Source organism: Herbaspirillum sp. NPDC101397 (assembly GCF_044767325.1).
Classification (GTDB): Bacteria; Pseudomonadota; Gammaproteobacteria; order Burkholderiales; family Burkholderiaceae_D; genus Herbaspirillum.
Map to the genome: position 1 here is coordinate 131386 of NZ_JBIWNS010000009.1, position 15854 is coordinate 147239.

At 62.1% G+C, this 15854-nt stretch carries 15 protein-coding genes; 8 read left to right on the forward strand and 7 right to left on the reverse strand.

What is annotated here, in order from left to right; genetic code table 11:
• The first annotated feature begins 71 nt into the window (after positions 1-71).
• On the forward strand, positions 72-1205 hold the full coding sequence (locus tag ACIROW_RS21010; RefSeq protein ID WP_402278538.1) for a sensor histidine kinase: 1134 nt from the start codon (positions 72-74) through the stop codon (positions 1203-1205).
• Between the two features lie 78 nt (positions 1206-1283).
• Positions 1284-1634 carry a response regulator gene (locus ACIROW_RS21015; RefSeq protein WP_402278540.1) on the forward strand — a complete coding sequence of 117 codons (351 nt, stop codon included), beginning with the start codon at positions 1284-1286 and terminating at the stop codon, positions 1632-1634.
• 149 nt (positions 1635-1783) lie between these two features.
• Here the strand turns inward: ACIROW_RS21015 and ACIROW_RS21020 are convergent, their stop codons facing one another.
• The 5 genes from ACIROW_RS21020 to ACIROW_RS21040 all read right to left on the reverse strand — a co-directional run bounded on the left by ACIROW_RS21020 (position 1784) and on the right by ACIROW_RS21040 (position 6782).
• Positions 1784-2575 carry a MetQ/NlpA family ABC transporter substrate-binding protein gene (locus tag ACIROW_RS21020; RefSeq protein ID WP_402278542.1) on the reverse strand — a complete coding sequence of 264 codons (792 nt, stop codon included), beginning with the start codon at positions 2573-2575 and terminating at the stop codon, positions 1784-1786.
• A 118-nt stretch (positions 2576-2693) separates the two neighbouring features.
• Positions 2694-3884 (reverse strand): c-type cytochrome, encoded by a 1191-nt coding sequence (locus ACIROW_RS21025; RefSeq protein WP_402278544.1) that lies wholly within the window; start codon positions 3882-3884, stop codon positions 2694-2696.
• The gene (locus ACIROW_RS21030; protein ID WP_402278546.1) at positions 3881-4681 is read right to left on the reverse strand and encodes an ABC transporter ATP-binding protein; all 801 of its coding nucleotides are present in this window, start codon (positions 4679-4681) and stop codon (positions 3881-3883) included. Before ACIROW_RS21030 ends, ACIROW_RS21025 begins: the two co-directional genes overlap by 4 nt.
• The gene (locus tag ACIROW_RS21035) at positions 4675-5703 is read right to left on the reverse strand and encodes an ABC transporter permease (RefSeq protein ID WP_402278548.1); all 1029 of its coding nucleotides are present in this window, start codon (positions 5701-5703) and stop codon (positions 4675-4677) included. Before ACIROW_RS21035 ends, ACIROW_RS21030 begins: the two co-directional genes overlap by 7 nt.
• Positions 5704-5744: 41 nt before the next feature.
• Positions 5745-6782: an ABC transporter substrate-binding protein gene (locus ACIROW_RS21040; RefSeq protein ID WP_402278549.1), complete on the reverse strand. Its 1038-nt coding sequence runs from the start codon at positions 6780-6782 to the stop codon at positions 5745-5747.
• A 352-nt stretch (positions 6783-7134) separates the two neighbouring features.
• Here ACIROW_RS21040 and ACIROW_RS21045 point away from each other — a divergent pair, with 352 nt between their 5' ends.
• Entirely contained in the window at positions 7135-7707 is a 573-nt protein-coding gene (locus ACIROW_RS21045; RefSeq protein ID WP_402278550.1) for an OsmC family protein, read from the forward strand.
• A 69-nt stretch (positions 7708-7776) separates the two neighbouring features.
• On the opposite strand, the gene ACIROW_RS21050 is transcribed toward ACIROW_RS21045, so the two are convergent.
• Positions 7777-8679 carry an alpha/beta hydrolase family protein gene (locus ACIROW_RS21050; RefSeq protein ID WP_402278552.1) on the reverse strand — a complete coding sequence of 301 codons (903 nt, stop codon included), beginning with the start codon at positions 8677-8679 and terminating at the stop codon, positions 7777-7779.
• Positions 8680-8957: 278 nt separating this feature from the next.
• Here ACIROW_RS21050 and ACIROW_RS21055 point away from each other — a divergent pair, with 278 nt between their 5' ends.
• The 3 genes from ACIROW_RS21055 (at position 8958) to ACIROW_RS21065 (ending at position 12190) form a co-directional block, all read left to right on the forward strand.
• Complete coding sequence (locus tag ACIROW_RS21055; protein ID WP_402278554.1) at positions 8958-9428, forward strand: (2Fe-2S)-binding protein; 471 nt, start codon at positions 8958-8960, stop codon at positions 9426-9428.
• Positions 9425-11677: a molybdopterin cofactor-binding domain-containing protein gene (locus tag ACIROW_RS21060; RefSeq protein WP_402278556.1), complete on the forward strand. Its 2253-nt coding sequence runs from the start codon at positions 9425-9427 to the stop codon at positions 11675-11677. Before ACIROW_RS21055 ends, ACIROW_RS21060 begins: the two co-directional genes overlap by 4 nt.
• A gap of 90 nt (positions 11678-11767) precedes the next feature.
• On the forward strand, positions 11768-12190 hold the full coding sequence (locus ACIROW_RS21065) for a CHRD domain-containing protein (RefSeq protein ID WP_402278558.1): 423 nt from the start codon (positions 11768-11770) through the stop codon (positions 12188-12190).
• Here the strand turns inward: ACIROW_RS21065 and ACIROW_RS21070 are convergent.
• Positions 12172-12465: a hypothetical protein gene (locus ACIROW_RS21070; RefSeq protein WP_402278560.1), complete on the reverse strand. Its 294-nt coding sequence runs from the start codon at positions 12463-12465 to the stop codon at positions 12172-12174. The two genes, ACIROW_RS21065 and ACIROW_RS21070, sit on opposite strands and share 19 nt — an antisense overlap.
• A 212-nt stretch (positions 12466-12677) precedes the next feature.
• On the opposite strand from ACIROW_RS21070, the gene ACIROW_RS21075 reads away from it, so the two are divergent.
• Together ACIROW_RS21075 and garD are read left to right on the forward strand one after the other, a co-directional pair.
• Positions 12678-14060: an MFS transporter gene (locus ACIROW_RS21075; protein WP_402278562.1), complete on the forward strand. Its 1383-nt coding sequence runs from the start codon at positions 12678-12680 to the stop codon at positions 14058-14060.
• Between the two features lie 44 nt (positions 14061-14104).
• Positions 14105-15700, forward strand: a complete 1596-nt coding sequence (garD, locus tag ACIROW_RS21080; protein WP_402278564.1) for a galactarate dehydratase — start codon at positions 14105-14107, stop codon at positions 15698-15700.
• The last annotated feature ends 154 nt before the right edge of the window (positions 15701-15854 follow it).

Genomic DNA, 15854 nt, shown 5'->3' on the forward strand with positions numbered 1-15854 from the left:
CTTTGATTGCATTTGGGAGGTATTTACTCCACCCTGTCCAGCTAAGGCACTTCGCCGTCATTCTGGATCATATGAAGCTTTCAACATTCATCATCACCAACATGGAACAAGTTCTTGCGGAGTGGGACCGATTCGCAAGGACGCTGGAACTGGAAGGGTTGCTGTCGAGGAAGGGAGTTCGGGATCACGCGGAGCAGATTTTGCGGGCGATCGCCCTGGATATAGACACCCAGCAGAGCGCCGAGCAGCAGCAGAGAAAATCGCAGGGCTTGTCGCCGAGGAACGCCGTGGCCAGCGGAGCGTCCGTTTACGGTACTGCAAGGCAACACGATGGCGTCACGTTATTGCAGCTGACCGCCGAGTTCCGTGCGCTGCGGGCAACGGTGCAGCGCCTCTGGTTCGCCCTTGGAAACGCATTGACTCCCGCGCACAGCGCCGATCTGATCCGATTCAATGAGGCCATCGACCAGGCGCTGGCGGAGTCTGTCGGGACCTACGTCGCACAGGCGTCGCGGGCGAAAGATACCTTCCTCGCCATTCTCGGCCATGATCTGCGCAATCCCCTTGCCACCATTGCGCTGTCCAGTAGTCTTCTGGCCCAACCCGGGATGACGAAGGAGGCGATTGCGCTGCTGGCGCCTCGCATCAAGCGAAGCGCGTCCATGATGAACTCGATGATTAACGATCTGCTGGAGTACGCGCGGGCTGAGCTGGGGGGCGACATGCCGATGGCGTTCGCCGATGCAGATATGCTGGACATCTGCCGTTCCGCCGTGATCGACGCTTCCGCAGTCCATGCACATTGTTCGTTCGTCCTGAATGCGAAAGACCCGGTACTCGGTTGCTTTGATCAAATAAGACTGCAACAGGTATTTACCAACCTTCTCAATAACGCCGCCCAATACCGGGGAGATGAACTGCCCGTCACGATGGCGCTGTCGTCGGATGCGGATAGCGCCACGATCTCGATTCAAAATTCCGGCGCGGTGATCCCCAAAGAGGCCATCGATGCGATTTTCGATCCGATGGTGCAGTTGGCGATCGTTCCCGAGCAGCGGCAACGGGCGACAACCAGCCTGGGGCTGGGCTTGTATATCGCAAAGAAGATTACTGAAGCGCACGACGGCGTGATCGGCGTCGAGTCGCACGATTCCACCGGAACGACATTTACTGTTGTTATTCCGAGGGCAAGACCTCGTTATTGACCTTTGTCCTACGCATTAAAAGCGTTGCGCCTATAGCGCACAAGGAAAAATGGTGTCATGGTCAGTTATGGAGAAAATATGAACAAAAGCATTTTGATCGTGGATGATGAGCCTGATTTTCTGGATGTCATCGAAGTAGCGTTGGTCATGGGCGGTTATCAGGTCACGCGGGCGAAGGACGGTCGCCAGGCTTGGGAAATCCTCGATAACGAAACGCCCGGCATTATTTTGTCCGATTACTCGATGCCGAGGATGAACGGATGCGAACTGTTCGACCTGGTGAGGAGTTCCAGCCAGGGCAAGGACATGCCGTTCATCTTCATGAGCGCGACGCCCGAGCTGATCAGCTCCGTCGGGACCTATTCGGTGCTGCGGAAACCGTTTCAATTTGACACCCTGATGGCCAAGGTCGACGCCATGTGCTCTTGACGAGTCGCACTTGAAGCGCAGTTTTCGCCATGATTTTCCGTACGCAAGGCATACGTCTGTTTGCAACCGGAACAGACGTTCAAGCCAAAGAAAAAGGAGCCGATCGGCTCCTTTTTTTATTCCGCTATCTTTTACTCTTGGATTCCATCTCACCACGCCGGAATCACCGTACCGTTGAATTTCTTGATGATGAATTGCTTGATCTGATCCGATTCGAAGATCTTGATGAAGCGCGCAATACGCGGGTCGTCCTTGCGGTCGGCGCGGGCGGCCCAGATGATGGCCCATTGCGAGGTCTTGTCTTCCAGCAGCAGCGCGTCCTTTGGATTCAGGCCGGCCAGCACGCCCTTGTTGAGCGTGATGACGCCGGCGTCGATGTCGACCAGTACGCGCGGCAATTGCACTTCGTCGAGCAGCACGATGTTGAGTTTCTTTGGATTTTCAGCGATGTCGGCGACGCCGGCATTGGTGTTGGCGTCCGCCTTCAGTTTGATCAGCCCGGCCTTTTGCAGCAGGAACAGGGCGCGCGCTTCATTGGCCGGATCGTTCGGGATGCCGATCTTGGCGCCTGGCGGCAAGGCTGCCAGCGACTTGTGCTTGGCGGAGTAGATGCCTGCGGGAGCGACGTAGGTCGGCTTGATCGAGACGATCTTGTAGCCGCGCGATTCGTTCTGCTTCTGCATGTACGGCACGTGCTGGAAATTGTTCAGGTCAATGTCGCCAGCCTGGGTCGCTTCGTTGATCTGGGTCGGTTCGGTGAACTCGATCACCTTGACCGGGAAGCCTTGCGCATTGGCGATCTTGGCGGCTTCCTGCAGGAAGTCGCTGAACGGGCCGGGCGATGCGCCCACGCGCAACGGCGCATCGGCGGCGAAGACGTTGGCGCAGAAGGTCAGCGCGGCGGTGAAAAGGATTTTCTTGGTCAGGCTGGTTGGGAACACGGCGTACTTTCTGGTCGGTAGGAGAGTCGGCGGAAAGTGTAGCAACCGCCTCTGCAATTGCGAACGACGCATTTCTCACGACGATATGCGGTTTTCTTCTTACCTCGGTACAGGTCGGTCAGGGTGTCGCATGCACGAAACCGCCTTTGATGAAGCGCACCGGCTCCGCGTCCATCGCCGCGATCAGGCCGTCGAGGCCGCCGGGTTTGTTGGATTTGCCTGCCTCCATGTAGGCTGGCGCGCGGCACAGAATGTCGGATTCGGACCAGGCGCCATCGCTGTCGGCGGGCAGCTTGCGCGCGCGCAGCCAGCCGTCGCGGTCGGTCAGCAATTGCGTGCCCGCGAGCTGGTCGCTGTCGATGCCGGTGATGATGGACAGCGCTTGCCAGGCATCCTTTGAGCGGCTCAGGCAATCGATGGCAGGTGCGCCCGCTTGCGGCGCCGGCAGCTTTAATGCGCCGTCGGCGAGGATCACGCTGCGCAGGCGCGGATCGTCGAGTGGCAGCGCTGCGGATTGTCGCGCCGAGGCCAGGATCACGCGTACGCGTTGTCCGCCGCCGTGCGCCGCCTGCTTGCTGCAATCGTCAGCCCCGGCCGGCAGCGCCACCGGCTGGTCCCAGGAGCCGATGGCGCGGATGCTGGCGCCGGCGGCGTTGGCTTTCATGAAATCGATCAGTGCCCAGACGTCGTTGTCGGTGAGTTGGCGCGTGAAGCCCGGCATGGTGGCGGCGCCGTGGCGGTCGCGTGCGCCATAGGCGATCTTCCAGAACAACTCGCCGTCGGCACGGCGCCACAGCAAGCCGCTGGCAAGATTGGGCGGCGACACCGGCAAGGACAGCGCCAGCGGCGTGTCGCCTTTGCCGTCGACAGCATGGCAACTGGCGCAGCGCTGCTCATACACTTGCCGTCCATGGACGATCGCAGCGGCGCTGAAACCGGTAGGGGAGGTATGGAAGCTGGTCGGTTCGGCCGGCGCCACCAGCAGATGGCGATCGGGCCACGGCGTGAAGAAGACGATGGCGATCGTCGCCAGCAGCATGACCACGCGGCCGCGTCGCCACACCAGCGCGATCAGCAACGCCAGCAACGCCACAACGGAGAAACCGAGCGCGCTCAGCAGTTGCCGTGCAATGCTGCGATCGATCAGCAGGACGTCGCCGCTGAGGCGTTCGGCGAACGGCCAGGCCGGCTGCCCGTGGCTGGTTTGCGCCAGCCCGAGCGCCGCCAGCATGTGCAGGAAACCGTCTTGCAATACCTGGATCGCGCCGAGCAGCAGGTTGATCCAGTCGGACAAGGACAACAGATTCACCAGCTGGCATCCAGTCCCAGATGGCGCAACGCTTCATGGCGCAGCTCGGCCAGCCGCGCGTCGCCGCGATGGCGCGGGTAGGGCAGGTCGACCTTGATCTCGGCGCGGATGCGCGCCGGGCGGTCGCTGAAGATGATGACGCGATTGGCCAGGAACAAGGCTTCTTCGACGTCATGCGTGACCAGCAGCGCCGAGAAATTATTGCGCTGCCACAGCGACACCAGTTCGCTCTGCATCTGCAGGCGCGTGAGCGAGTCAAGCTTGCCCAGCGGTTCGTCCAGAACCAGCAATTGCGGATCGTTGACCAGCGCGCGTGCCAGCGCCACACGCTGCGCCATGCCTCCCGACAGCTGATGCGGGAAGGCGTCGGCGAATTCGCTCAGTCCCACCAGTGCAAGGGCATCGTCGACGCGGTGGCGTTGTTCCTTGAGCAGACCGCGCGCCTGCAAGCCAAGCGCGACGTTATCCCACACCTTGCGCCACGGGTACAGCGTCGGATCCTGGAACACCACGATGCGCGAGGGGTCGGGACGCGTGATCTTTACGTCATCCTGCGCGACCTGGCCGGTGGTGGCCGGCTCCAGTCCCGCGACCAGGCGCAGCAAGGTGGACTTGCCGCAGCCGCTCGGGCCGAGCAGGGCGACGAACTCGCCGGGCGCCACCGTCAATGAAATATCATCGAGCACCTGCAGCACACCATTCGGCAACTTGAACCAATGGCTGACGTGCTGGATGTCGATGTGCGCGCCGGTTTTGGCCGGCGCCTCTGTTTGTTGTTCAACCGTTGCGTTTACCATTTGACGGTTCCTTTCTGCCACGACAGCGCGCGGTCGCGCACCTTGAAGAGCAGGGTGATCAGGCTCGAGCACAGGATCGCCATGACGATCAGTGCGGCGTACATGTTGCTGTAGGCGGCCCAGCCTTGCGACCATTGCAGGTACCACCCGAGACCGGCCTTGACGCCCATCATTTCAGCCGTGACCAGCACCGAGAACGCGGCGCCCAATCCCATGAACAGGCCGACGAACACTTGCGGCAACGCCGCCGGGATTGCCACGCGCAGGATCAGGAACCATTCGGATGCGCCCAGCGTGCGCGCCACGTCGTAATAACTCTTGTTGACAGAGGCCACGCCCGACCAGGTCAGCACCGCGACCGGGAAGGCCGTCGCCAGCGCGATCAGGAACACCGCTGCGGCATAGCTCGATGGCGCGAAGAAGAACGCCAGCGGCAGCAGCGCGGAGGCCGGCACCGGCCCGAGGAAACGCAGCACGGGATGCACCCAATAACCGGCCACGCGTGACCAGCCTATCGTCGCGCCCACCAGGAAGCCAACCAGGCCACCGGCGGCGAAGCCATGCACCAGCAGGCGCAGCGAGTAGGCGGTGCTGATGCCGAGACGGCTCCAGTCCTCGCTATACACCTCGATCAGGCTTTGCGGCGGCGCGAAGAAAGGGGATGGCAGCACGCCCAGTTTGGCGGTCAGGATTTCCCATACGCCCAGCAACAGCGGCGCCGCCACCAGCCATTGGCCGGCCGGACGCAACAGATGGACGATGCGGCCGGCGCGGTCGCCGGCCAGCGCCAGCACGGCCAGCACCACGCCCACCGCGATGGTGGCGTAGCCGAATTCATCGGTGTAGGCCCAGTCGCTAAAGCCGACTTCCTTGTTGGGCCAGCGCAGCGTGATCGCGCCCAGCAGCAGCCAGGTAACGGCCGCCAGCAGGCCCGTGCGCCAGACGCCGACGGCGCGCACGCCCTCGAACAGACCGGCCTGGCCGGCCCTGAGCAGGACATCGTTGGTCGTGGTGGTGGTCATGGTGATCTCCGGTAAGGGGAACGACGACGGATCAAATCAGATCAGCCGAGCACGTCGAGCGTGACGTGATTGGCCAGGCGCACCGGATCGGTGGACTTCTTCAGCACGCCGGCGGTGTGGAAATCGCGTGCGAAATATTCGACTTCATCGCGCAAGGATTTTCCGGTCGGATGATGGTGATAGGTCAGGCTGCTCAACAAAGCGCGCAGGTCTTCGACCGGCACCTTGGGCGAATACTTGGCGTAGATCTTGGCGGCTTCGTTGGGATTCTCGGCGACATATTCCGAGGCCTGCACGATCGACCGCACCACGGCCGCTGCCGCCGGCTTGTCGTTGCGCACCAGGTCGCCGCGCGCGCCCAGGATGCAGCAGATCTTGTCCTTGTATTCACCGATGGCGCTGTTGCCGATTTCGGTGAAGACGCCCTTGTTGCGCTTCTCGATCAGGAAGATGTTCGGGTCGCCGTCGGCAATCGCCTGGATCTCGCCTTTCTTGACGGCGACGTCGAGCAGGTCGGCCGGGTAGACGCGCCATTCGACATCCTTCTCGACGTTGAAGCCTTTCTTGGCCAGGTGGATGGCGAAGAAGTTCTTGGCCGGGCTGTTCTGGTCGGACACGCCGATGACCTTGCCCTTGAGGCTGTTGATGTCCTTCACGCCGGCACCGTTGGCGCCGACCAGGCGCAAGCAGCCGCCGTGCGCGCTGCCGATGATCTTGACGTCGAAGCCGGCTTCCAGCGGCTTGAGCCAGCGGTGGATCAGGCCCACGCCGACGTCGGCCTTTCCGGTCGCCAGCGCTTCCAGCAGCTGATCGGTGGAGCCACCCCAGTTCAGCAGCTCGACATCGAGGCCGTTCTTTTCGAAGTAGCCGCGTTCCTGCGCGACCACCACCGGCGACAGGCAGAACGAGATCGCGCTCCAGGCGAAGGTCAGCTTGCGCGGCGGCGCCGACCAGGCGTTGGGTGCGACGATGGCGGCGCCCGCGCCGACTACCGCTGCAGCCGCCCCCGCGCGCAGCACGTCGCGGCGCGACCAGGATGGAACGGAAAGGGCATCTTGCGAGAGACTATTTTTCTTCATTGTTGGGACTCCACTGGGTTGACCGGAGCGGGCTGCGCAAGGACGCGACCAAGACATGGCGCTGACGAGCCGCTGACAAAACAGGCAAATACTAATGAGGACGGGTGGCGCACCCAAAGAATAAGAATGCGTTTATTTATGCGCCGTGCGCGTGATGCAACGTCAATCGGGCAGGGCGGATGCAGGCTTGGCGGAGGGCGACGGCTTTGTCGCAGGATGCGTCGCTATCGCAGACGCTGAGGGCCTTGCGGGCGCATATGAATATGCGGAATGCTTCGTTGTCGGAGGCCAAGGGCGGACGGAAACTGACATCGCATTTTGATCCCTCACAGAAATTCAGAAAGAAACCACCATGACCACGCTCAACCATTACCTCTCCGAAAAACGCAGCGCCGTGCTGGCGCGCGAAGCGGCCATCGACGCCGGCAAGGCCGCGCCCGTTGCGCTGCAAGCAACCGTCAGCGCGGAAGGCCGCAGCGGCGTGCGCCGCATCCGCATCCGCGATCATCAGGTGATCAGCGACAGCCCGCCGGACTTCGCCGGCTACAACCTCGGCCCCAGTTCGCCTGAACTGCAACTGGGCGTGCTCGGTTCCTGCGTGACGCATATCTTCCTGATCCAGGCGGCGCACCGGCAGGTTCCGGTGGAGTCGCTGGAGGTGGAAGTGAGTGGCAAGATCGACGCGCGCGGCGGTCGCCCCGGTTACGAAGACATCCCGATCTATCCGCATGACATCGGCTACACCGTGCATCTGGTGTCGCCGGCGGCGAAGGAAGACGTGGACGCCTTGTTCGAGGCGGTGGAAAAGACGTGCCCGATCCTCAACCTGCTCAAGAATCCGCAGCAGATTCGTGCTGAGATTCGTCATACGCGCAGCGTGGCGTCGGCAGAGTCGGGTGCTGAGGTCGAACAGGCAATTTCCTGATCGTCCGGATCAATTGCGCGGCCGGCGGTCGTGACGCGTCGCCGTGATCCCGGTCTAAAAAATCCGGAATTAGTGCTTGACCGGTTCGGCGTTGAAGCCGAGCTTGCCGAGGAATTCCGAGACGATCGGCGACCAGATTTCGACGCCGTTGGAGAACAGCGTGTGGCCGTTCTTGGCGAAGGGCGGCAGCAGGTGGTATTCGGCGGTGCCGCCGGCCTTCACGAAGGCGGCATGCCAGGCTTTGCTGTGGGCCGGGTTGAAGTATTGGTCGTTCTCGGTGTAGATCCACAGCATCGGCGCCTTGGCGGTTTTGCCGAAGTGAACGTACATCTCTTCCAGCCGGTTACCCTGGCAGGGGATGCCGGGATGCGAAGCCGGGTCCCCGCCGGAGCCGCCGGCAAAGTTGATCGCGCCGACCAGGCCGGCCGGATGGTGCGCTGTGGCAGCCACGGTCGAGTAGCCGCCGACCGACTGGCCGACGATCAGCACGCGCGCAGGATCGACATAGGGCTGCTCCTTGGCGTATTTCAGTACGGCCAGGATCTGCGTGGTGGCGGCTTCCGCCATGGGTGCGTAGTCCTTGGCGCTGCAGCCGCCGCTGTATTCCGGATCGAAATCGGTGCCTTGCTGGCCGTAACCGATGCGGGTAGGTTCAAACACCGCGAAGCCGCGTTCGGTGAAGTAGCGCACCTGTTTGATGTAGCGGAAACGCGGCGGATCGGAGCGGTTGGTCGGGCTGCGTCCGTGGTTGAGGATGACGATGGGGAAGGGGCCGTCGCCGTCCGGTTTGAATTGGGTGACGACGACCTTGCCGGTTTGTTCGCGGCCGTAGAAGTCCTTGACGCGGACGTCAAGCGTGACGACGGATTCATGCAGGTCGCCGGCAAGGTGCTGGGACTGCTGCGCATCCGCGGTCGTGACGGCAGCGGCGAAGCTCAGGCAAAGCAGGAGGTGGCGCAGGAGGTAATGCATGAGTGGTCCCTTGTTGTTCTGATGACGGCGGAGTCGGACGATTATCTGTGAATCGGCTTGCTTGCGCGCGGAAATATGCTCCTTGCTGCAGCAAGTTTTCACGTTCTGTTGTCTGTGTGCCAATCAGTCTTTCAGGATGCTGACAAATCGCCTGAAAAGCCCATTCTGCTGCGAATGTCGCCATGCTAGAATCCATCGCGCACCATGCCTCGGCACTGCAGTGATTTGGAAATCCCCGTAGATTTTTAATAGCCAGCTTTAATGACCCGGAGAGCGTCATGCCCACCATCAATTTCACCGTCAACGGCACGGCCCGTTCCGTTGATGTCCGCGATCCCGACCAACCCCTGCTTTACGCGCTGCGCAACAGCATCGGCCTGACCGGTCCCAAGTTCGGTTGCGGGCTGGGGCAATGCGGCGCCTGTACCGTGCTGCTCGACCAGACACCGCTGCGCAGTTGCGTCACGCCGCTGTCGGCGGTGGCCGGCAAATCCATCACCACCATCGAAGGCCTCGGCACACCCGACAAGCCGCATCCGGTGCAGGCCGCCTTCATCGCCGAGCAGGCCGCACAATGCGGCTACTGCGCCAACGGCATGGTGATGACCAGCGCCGCCTTGCTGGCGTCGAATCCGAAACCGAGCGAAGCCGAGATCAAGGATGCCCTGTCGGCCAACCTGTGCCGCTGCGGCACCCACGTGCGCATCCTGCGCGCGGTGATGCGCGCCTCCGGGAGGACGCCGGCATGAACGCAGCTTTCGACATTCAAATGAGCCGGCGTCAGTTGCTCAAGGCAGGCGGCGCGCTGGTGGTAACGCTGATTGCTCCCGTAACGGTGCTGGCCACCGAGCAGGTCTTGCGCGACAAGGCCGGCAACGCGCAGGCCCCTGCGTTGCTCGACAAGACGCTCGACGCCGGCGCCGTGGACGGCTACATCGCGATCCACCAGGACGGCACGGTGACCTTGTTTTCGGGCAAGGTTGATCTCGGCCAGGGACTGCGTATCGCGATCCGCCAAATGGCGGCGGAAGAACTTGGCATCGGCGTCGACAAGATTGAAATGATCGAAGGCGACACCGCGCTCACGCCCGATCAGGGACCGACCGCCGGCAGCAGCGGCGTCATGCGCGGCGGCGTGCAGATCCGCCAGGCGGCGGCAACCGCGCGCGAGGCGTTGATCGCGATGGCGGCGGCACGCTTGCAGAAACCGGCGTCCGAGCTGATGGTGCAGGACGGCGTGGTGCGGCCGAAATCCGGAGGTGCTGGATTGAGCTTCGCCGAGCTGGTCGGCGGCAAGCGTTTTGATCTCAAGGTCGACGCCAAGGCGCCGCTCAACAATCCGCAACATTATCGCGTGGTCGGCAAGCCGCTGCTGCGTCCTGACGTACCGGCCAAGGTGACCGGCACGCATACCTATGTGCATGACGTGAAGTTGCCCGGCATGCTGCATGGCCGCGTGATCCGTCCCGCTGCCGAGGGCGCGAACATCGTCTCGGTCGATCAATCGTCGATCAAGAAATTTCCCGGTGTGAAGGTGGTCCGGCTGGGCGACTTCCTTGCCGTCGCCGCGCCCGATGAATGGGACGCGATCCAGGCGGCCGCGGCACTTAAAGTGGTCTGGAGCGACAGCAACAAACTGATGGGACACGACAAGGTCGAGCAATGGCTGCGCAGCGGCCCCTTCGATGCCGAAGAAACGCTGGTGAAGAAGGGCGATGCGGTCGCCGCCTTGCAAGGTGCCGGCAACAAAATCAGCGCGAGCTATTACTGGCCGATACAGACGCACGGCTCGATCGGCCCGTCATGCGCGGTGGCTGACGTGGGGGCGAAGCAGGCAATCATTTACACGGCCTCGCAGGGCACGCATCGCTATCGTCCGGCGTATGCGCAGATGCTGGGCTTGTCCAATGAAGCGGTGCGCCTGGTCTACGTCGACGGCGCTGGTTGCTACGGCATGAACGGCCACGACGACGCCGCCGCTGATGCGGCGCTGATGTCGAAGGCATTGGGCAAGCCGGTGCGCGTACAGTGGTCGCGGCAGGACGAGCACGGCTTCGATCCCAAGGGACCGCCGCAGGCGCTGACGCTGGAAGGCGCCTTGAACGCCGACAAGTCGATCGCCGCATGGCGCACCGAGATGTGGCTGCCGCGCGCGACCGCCAGCCTGCCGACGGTGCCTTTGCTGGCGCCGCAGACGGCCGGCATGCCGCAGCCGAAGGGGATTTCGACCGGCCTGATTTCGCAAAACGGCGATCCGCCTTATGAGGTCGCCAACGTCGCGGTCGGCGTGCACTGGCATGATAGTGCGCCGCTGCGTCCGGCCAACATCCGCGCGCCCGGCAAGATCGCCAACATCTATGCGGTGGAATGTTTCACCGACGAGCTGGCGGCGCAAGCGGGCATGGATCCGCTGGCGTTCCGCCTGCAATCGCTCAAGGATGCGCGCGGCGCCGAAGTGTTGAAACGCACGGCGGCACTGTTCGGCTGGCAATCGCGTGCCGCCGGCGCAGGCATTGCCAACAAGGCCAACAAGCGCGGGCGCGGTATCGCCTATTCGCACTACAAGCACAACGAAACCTATGTCGCCATGGCAATGGAGGTCGAGGTCGACCGCTCCAGCGGCGAGATCCGCGTCCTGCGCGTGGCCTGCGCGCATGATTGCGGACTGATCATCAATCCCGACGGCCTGCGCGCGCAGATCGAGGGCAGCATCCTGCAAACCATCTCGCGCAGCCTGTACGAAGAGATTCGTTTCGACACGCGCCGGGTGCAGAACGTCGACTGGGCCAGCTATCCCATCCTGGCGTTCCCGGCGGTGCCGGAGTTGCGCATCGACCTGATCGACCGTCCCACCATGCCGCCACTGGGCGGCGGGGAAGCGGCGGCGTCGCCGGTGACGGCGGCGCTGGCCAATGCGGTGTGGGACGCGGTCGGCATCCGCTTGCGCACGGTGCCGTTCACGCCGGAGCGGGTGAAGGCGGCATTGCAGAGGATTTGAAAAACGGTAGTGACGCTGCAGCGCTCGCGTTTGTGTTCTACACTGCGCGAGCTGTTTCCCAATAAAGTCCAACATCAAGGAGAACCAAGCATGATCAACGTCACCACCACCCGCATCGCTCTCGCATTGGTCGCAGTTCTGTCGTTCAGCAGCGCCGCCATCGCGCAAACCGTCAGCGTCGACCTCAAGGGCGCCAGCGAAGTCCCTGCCAACAGTTCCACCGCCAGCGGCACCGGCAGCATCAGCGTCGCCGCCGACAAGAGCGTGAGCGGCAAAATCACCACCACCGGCATCGAAGGCAAGATGGCGCACATCCATACCGGCGCTGCCGGCGCCAACGGTCCGGTGCTGGTCGGCCTGACCAAGGACGGCGACAACGGCTGGACGGTTCCGGCCGGCGCCAAATTCACCGACGAGCAATACGCCGCCTACCTGGCCGGCGGGCTCTACGTCAACGTCCACACCGCAGCCCATCCGGGCGGCGAAATTCGCGGTCAGCTGCTGCCGAAATAAGGCGCGGCAGATTGCGAGCCGGAATTCTTTCCGGCGTCCAAAAGCCATCCTTTCGCGAGGGTGGCTTTTTTGTGGGCAAACGGTTTGTCTTCCGGGAAATGGTCATACAACCCCGCTGATTCGTCGAGGGAAAAGGGTAGTGGCGGCCTGCCTGCCTGGAGGAAAAAAGCACCGAATTCAGATGGCTTCGGGTAGTTTTGATGGATTAAGCATTTGCTTAACTTCGCTGCTGTAGCGGGCTGCAGAGGTATTTTGGGGGCAGGTGATAATTCCATTGCCAAACCAAAAGCGCGTGTTTATACTGCGATTTATGTTGTATGATGACTGATAACAAAGTCATTTGCAGCTCTTCAATAATAAATACTGCCGCTGCCGCTTGGTCGGACAATGTCAAACATGAGCAGGAGACCGCGCCTTTGCCGCCTCCCGGTTCCTTATTTGTCGTTTCCTTCCAGGTCCGGGCGCAGTTCCGGTCAGGAGACAATCAGTGAGTGTCAATCAAGTGGGTGCCGCCATCAGCGCAAGCGCCAAAGAAAATTTCAAGCCGACCCATGTCCGCTATCTGATTCTGTTCATGTTGTTCATCGTGACGACGGTCAATTACGCCGATCGCGCCACGCTGTCGATTGCCGGCACTTCGATGAAGTCCGAACTCGGCCTCGACCCTGTGATGATGGGTTACATCTTTTCAGCATTCAGCTGGGCCTACGTACTGGCGCAATTGCCGGGCGGCTGGCTGCTCGACCGGTTCGGTTCCAAGAAAATTTATGCCCTGAGCATTTTCCTGTGGTCCTTTTTCACGCTGCTGCAGGGTGGCGTCACCTGGTTCGGTACGGCCGCTGCGGTGGTGCTGCTGTTCCTGCTGCGCTTCATGGTCGGCCTGGCGGAAGCACCGTCGTTCCCGGCCAACGGCCGCATCGTGGCGTCGTGGTTCCCGACGGCGGAGCGCGGTACGGCATCAGCCATCTTCAACTCGGCGCAGTATTTCGCGGCCGTGCTGTTCACCCCGCTGATGGGCTGGATCACGCACGTCTACGGCTGGCACCACGTGTTCACGGTCATGGGCGCATTCGGCATCTTGCTGACCTTCATCTGGATCCGCATCATCCACAGCCCGAAAGATCATCCGATGATCAATCAGGCCGAGTTGCAGCACATCGAGCAGGGCGGCGGGCTGGTGGATATGGACCAGGCCAAACCGAAATCCGCCGCAGGCGCTGTTACCAGTGCTGACGCGGGCAAGGCCAAGTGGGGCTACATCAAGCAACTGCTGAGCAACCGCATGCTGCTGGGCGTGTACATCGGGCAGTACTGCATTAACACGATCACGTATTTCTTCCTGACCTGGTTCCCGGTGTATCTGGTGCAGGAACGCGGCATGTCGATCCTGAAGGCAGGTTTCGTGGCGTCAATCCCGGCGGTGTGCGGCTTTATCGGCGGTGTGGTCGGCGGCCTGATTTCGGATCGCCTGATCAAGCGCGGCAACAGCGTCACCATGTCACGCAAGATCCCGATTGTCGGCGGCATGCTGTTGTCGACCACGATGATCCTGTGCAACTACGTCGATGCGCAGTGGATGGTGGTGGGCATCATGGCCGTGGCCTTCTTCGGCAAGGGTGTCGGCGCGCTGGGCTGGGCCGTGGTGGCCGATACCGCTCCGAAGGAAATCGTCGGACTGTCGGGTGGCCTGTTCAATACCTTCGGCAATATCGCTGGTATCACCACGCCGATCGTGATCGGCTATATCCTGAAGGAAACCGGCTCGTTCAGCGGCGCCCTGATCTTCGTCGGCGCCAATGCGCTGGTGACGGTGATCAGCTACCTGGTGATCGTCAAGGAAATCAAGCGCGTCGAACTGAAGCCGCTTTGATCTTGTAATAACCCGCAGAAAAATTGCAGCAGATGGGAATAGCCATGAGCACCGAAACAAACAGCCAAGCCAGCGTCAGTATCAGCACCAACGTCAACACGCCGCGCTATATCCTGATGCACGAGAACGACAATGTCGCCATTGTCGTCAATGATCGCGGCCTGCCTGCCGGGACGGTTTTTCCGGATGGACTGACGCTGATCAGCCAGGTGCCGCAAGGCCACAAGATCGCCTTGCGCGATATTCCGCAAGGTGAGGCGATCATCCGCTACGACGTCGCCATCGGCTACGCCGCGCGCGATATCGCCAAGGGCAGCTGGATCGAGGAATCGGTGGTGACACTGCCGCCGGCGCGCGAACTCGACAACCTGCCGATCGCCACGCGCAAGGCGCCTGAACTGGCTTCGGTGCCGCTGGAAGGCTATACCTTCGAAGGCTACCGCAACGCCGACGGTTCGGTCGGCACGCGCAACCTGCTGGCGATCACCACCACCGTGCAATGCGTGGCAGGCGTGGTCGAGCATGCGGTCAAGCGCATCCGTGAGGAACTGCTGCCGAAGTATCCCAACGTCGAAGATGTGGTCGCGCTGGAACACACCTACGGCTGCGGCGTCGCCATCGACGCACCCAACGCCGACATCCCGATCCGCACGCTGCGCAACATCAGCCTGAATCCCAACTTCGGTGGCCAGGCCATGGTGGTCAGCCTCGGTTGCGAAAAGCTGCAACCGAATCGCCTGCTGCCGGAAAGCATCATCCCCATCCACAAGGAAGGCGAAGCCTACGTGGTCTGCCTGCAGGATGCGGAACACGTCGGCTTCAACTCGATGATCGATTCCATCCTGAAGATGGCTGAAGCCCGCCTGCAGGAACTCGACAAGCGCCGTCGCGTGACGTGCCCGGCCTCCGACCTGGTGGTCGGTGTGCAGTGCGGTGGCAGCGATGCCTTCTCGGGCGTGACGGCCAATCCGGCGGTCGGCTTTGCCACCGATCTGCTGGTGCGCGCGGGCGCCGCCGTGATGTTCTCGGAAGTCACCGAAGTACGCGACGGCATCGATCAGCTGACCTCGCGCGCCATCAACGAAGAGGTCGCGCAAGCCATGATCCGCGAGATGGACTGGTACGACAATTACCTGCAAAAAGGCGGCGTCGACCGCAGCGCCAACACCACTCCCGGCAACAAGAAGGGCGGCCTCGCCAACATCGTCGAGAAGGCCATGGGCTCCATCGTCAAGTCGGGCAGCAGCCCGATTTCCGGCGTGCTGGCTCCCGGCGACAAGTTGAAGCAAAAGGGGTTGATCTACGCCGCCACACCGGCCAGCGATTTCGTCTGCGGCACCTTGCAGCTGGCGGCCGGCATGAACCTGCACATCTTTACCACTGGCCGCGGCACGCCGTACGGACTGGCGGCGGTGCCGGTGATCAAGGTCGCCACGCGCAACGACCTGGCGCGGCGCTGGCATGACCTGATGGACGTCAACGCCGGCCGCATCGCCAGCGGCGAAGCGACGATTGCCGACGTCGGCTGGGAACTGTTCCAGCTGATGCTCGACGTCGCCAGCGGCCGCAAGCAGACCTGGGCTGAGAAGTGGAAGCTGCACAATGCGCTCACGCTGTTCAACCCGGCGCCGATCACCTGATTCCTTCCGCTTCATTCAGCCTTATTCAGCTTTATTCAGCCCTCATCAGACTGCAAACAAAAAACTACAAGCTCCCGCGTCATCGACAGCGGGAGCATTTTTCATCAACGGGAGGAAGCATGGAATTCGGAAAGTACGCACTGAAGGCCGGTGC

Coding starts and splice junctions, on each gene's coding strand:
- ACIROW_RS21010 (WP_402278538.1), top strand. CDS start 72: ATGAAGCTTTCAACATTCATCATCACCAACATGGAACAAGTTCTTGCG.
- ACIROW_RS21015 (WP_402278540.1), top strand. CDS start 1,284: ATGAACAAAAGCATTTTGATCGTGGATGATGAGCCTGATTTTCTGGAT.
- ACIROW_RS21030 (WP_402278546.1), bottom strand. CDS start 4,681: ATGGTAAACGCAACGGTTGAACAACAAACAGAGGCGCCGGCCAAAACC.
- ACIROW_RS21035 (WP_402278548.1), bottom strand. CDS start 5,703: ATGACCACCACCACGACCAACGATGTCCTGCTCAGGGCCGGCCAGGCC.
- ACIROW_RS21040 (WP_402278549.1), bottom strand. CDS start 6,782: ATGAAGAAAAATAGTCTCTCGCAAGATGCCCTTTCCGTTCCATCCTGG.
- ACIROW_RS21045 (WP_402278550.1), top strand. CDS start 7,135: ATGACCACGCTCAACCATTACCTCTCCGAAAAACGCAGCGCCGTGCTG.
- ACIROW_RS21050 (WP_402278552.1), bottom strand. CDS start 8,679: ATGCATTACCTCCTGCGCCACCTCCTGCTTTGCCTGAGCTTCGCCGCT.
- ACIROW_RS21055 (WP_402278554.1), top strand. CDS start 8,958: ATGCCCACCATCAATTTCACCGTCAACGGCACGGCCCGTTCCGTTGAT.
- ACIROW_RS21060 (WP_402278556.1), top strand. CDS start 9,425: ATGAACGCAGCTTTCGACATTCAAATGAGCCGGCGTCAGTTGCTCAAG.
- ACIROW_RS21065 (WP_402278558.1), top strand. CDS start 11,768: ATGATCAACGTCACCACCACCCGCATCGCTCTCGCATTGGTCGCAGTT.
- ACIROW_RS21070 (WP_402278560.1), bottom strand. CDS start 12,465: ATGGAATTATCACCTGCCCCCAAAATACCTCTGCAGCCCGCTACAGCA.
- garD (WP_402278564.1), top strand. CDS start 14,105: ATGAGCACCGAAACAAACAGCCAAGCCAGCGTCAGTATCAGCACCAAC.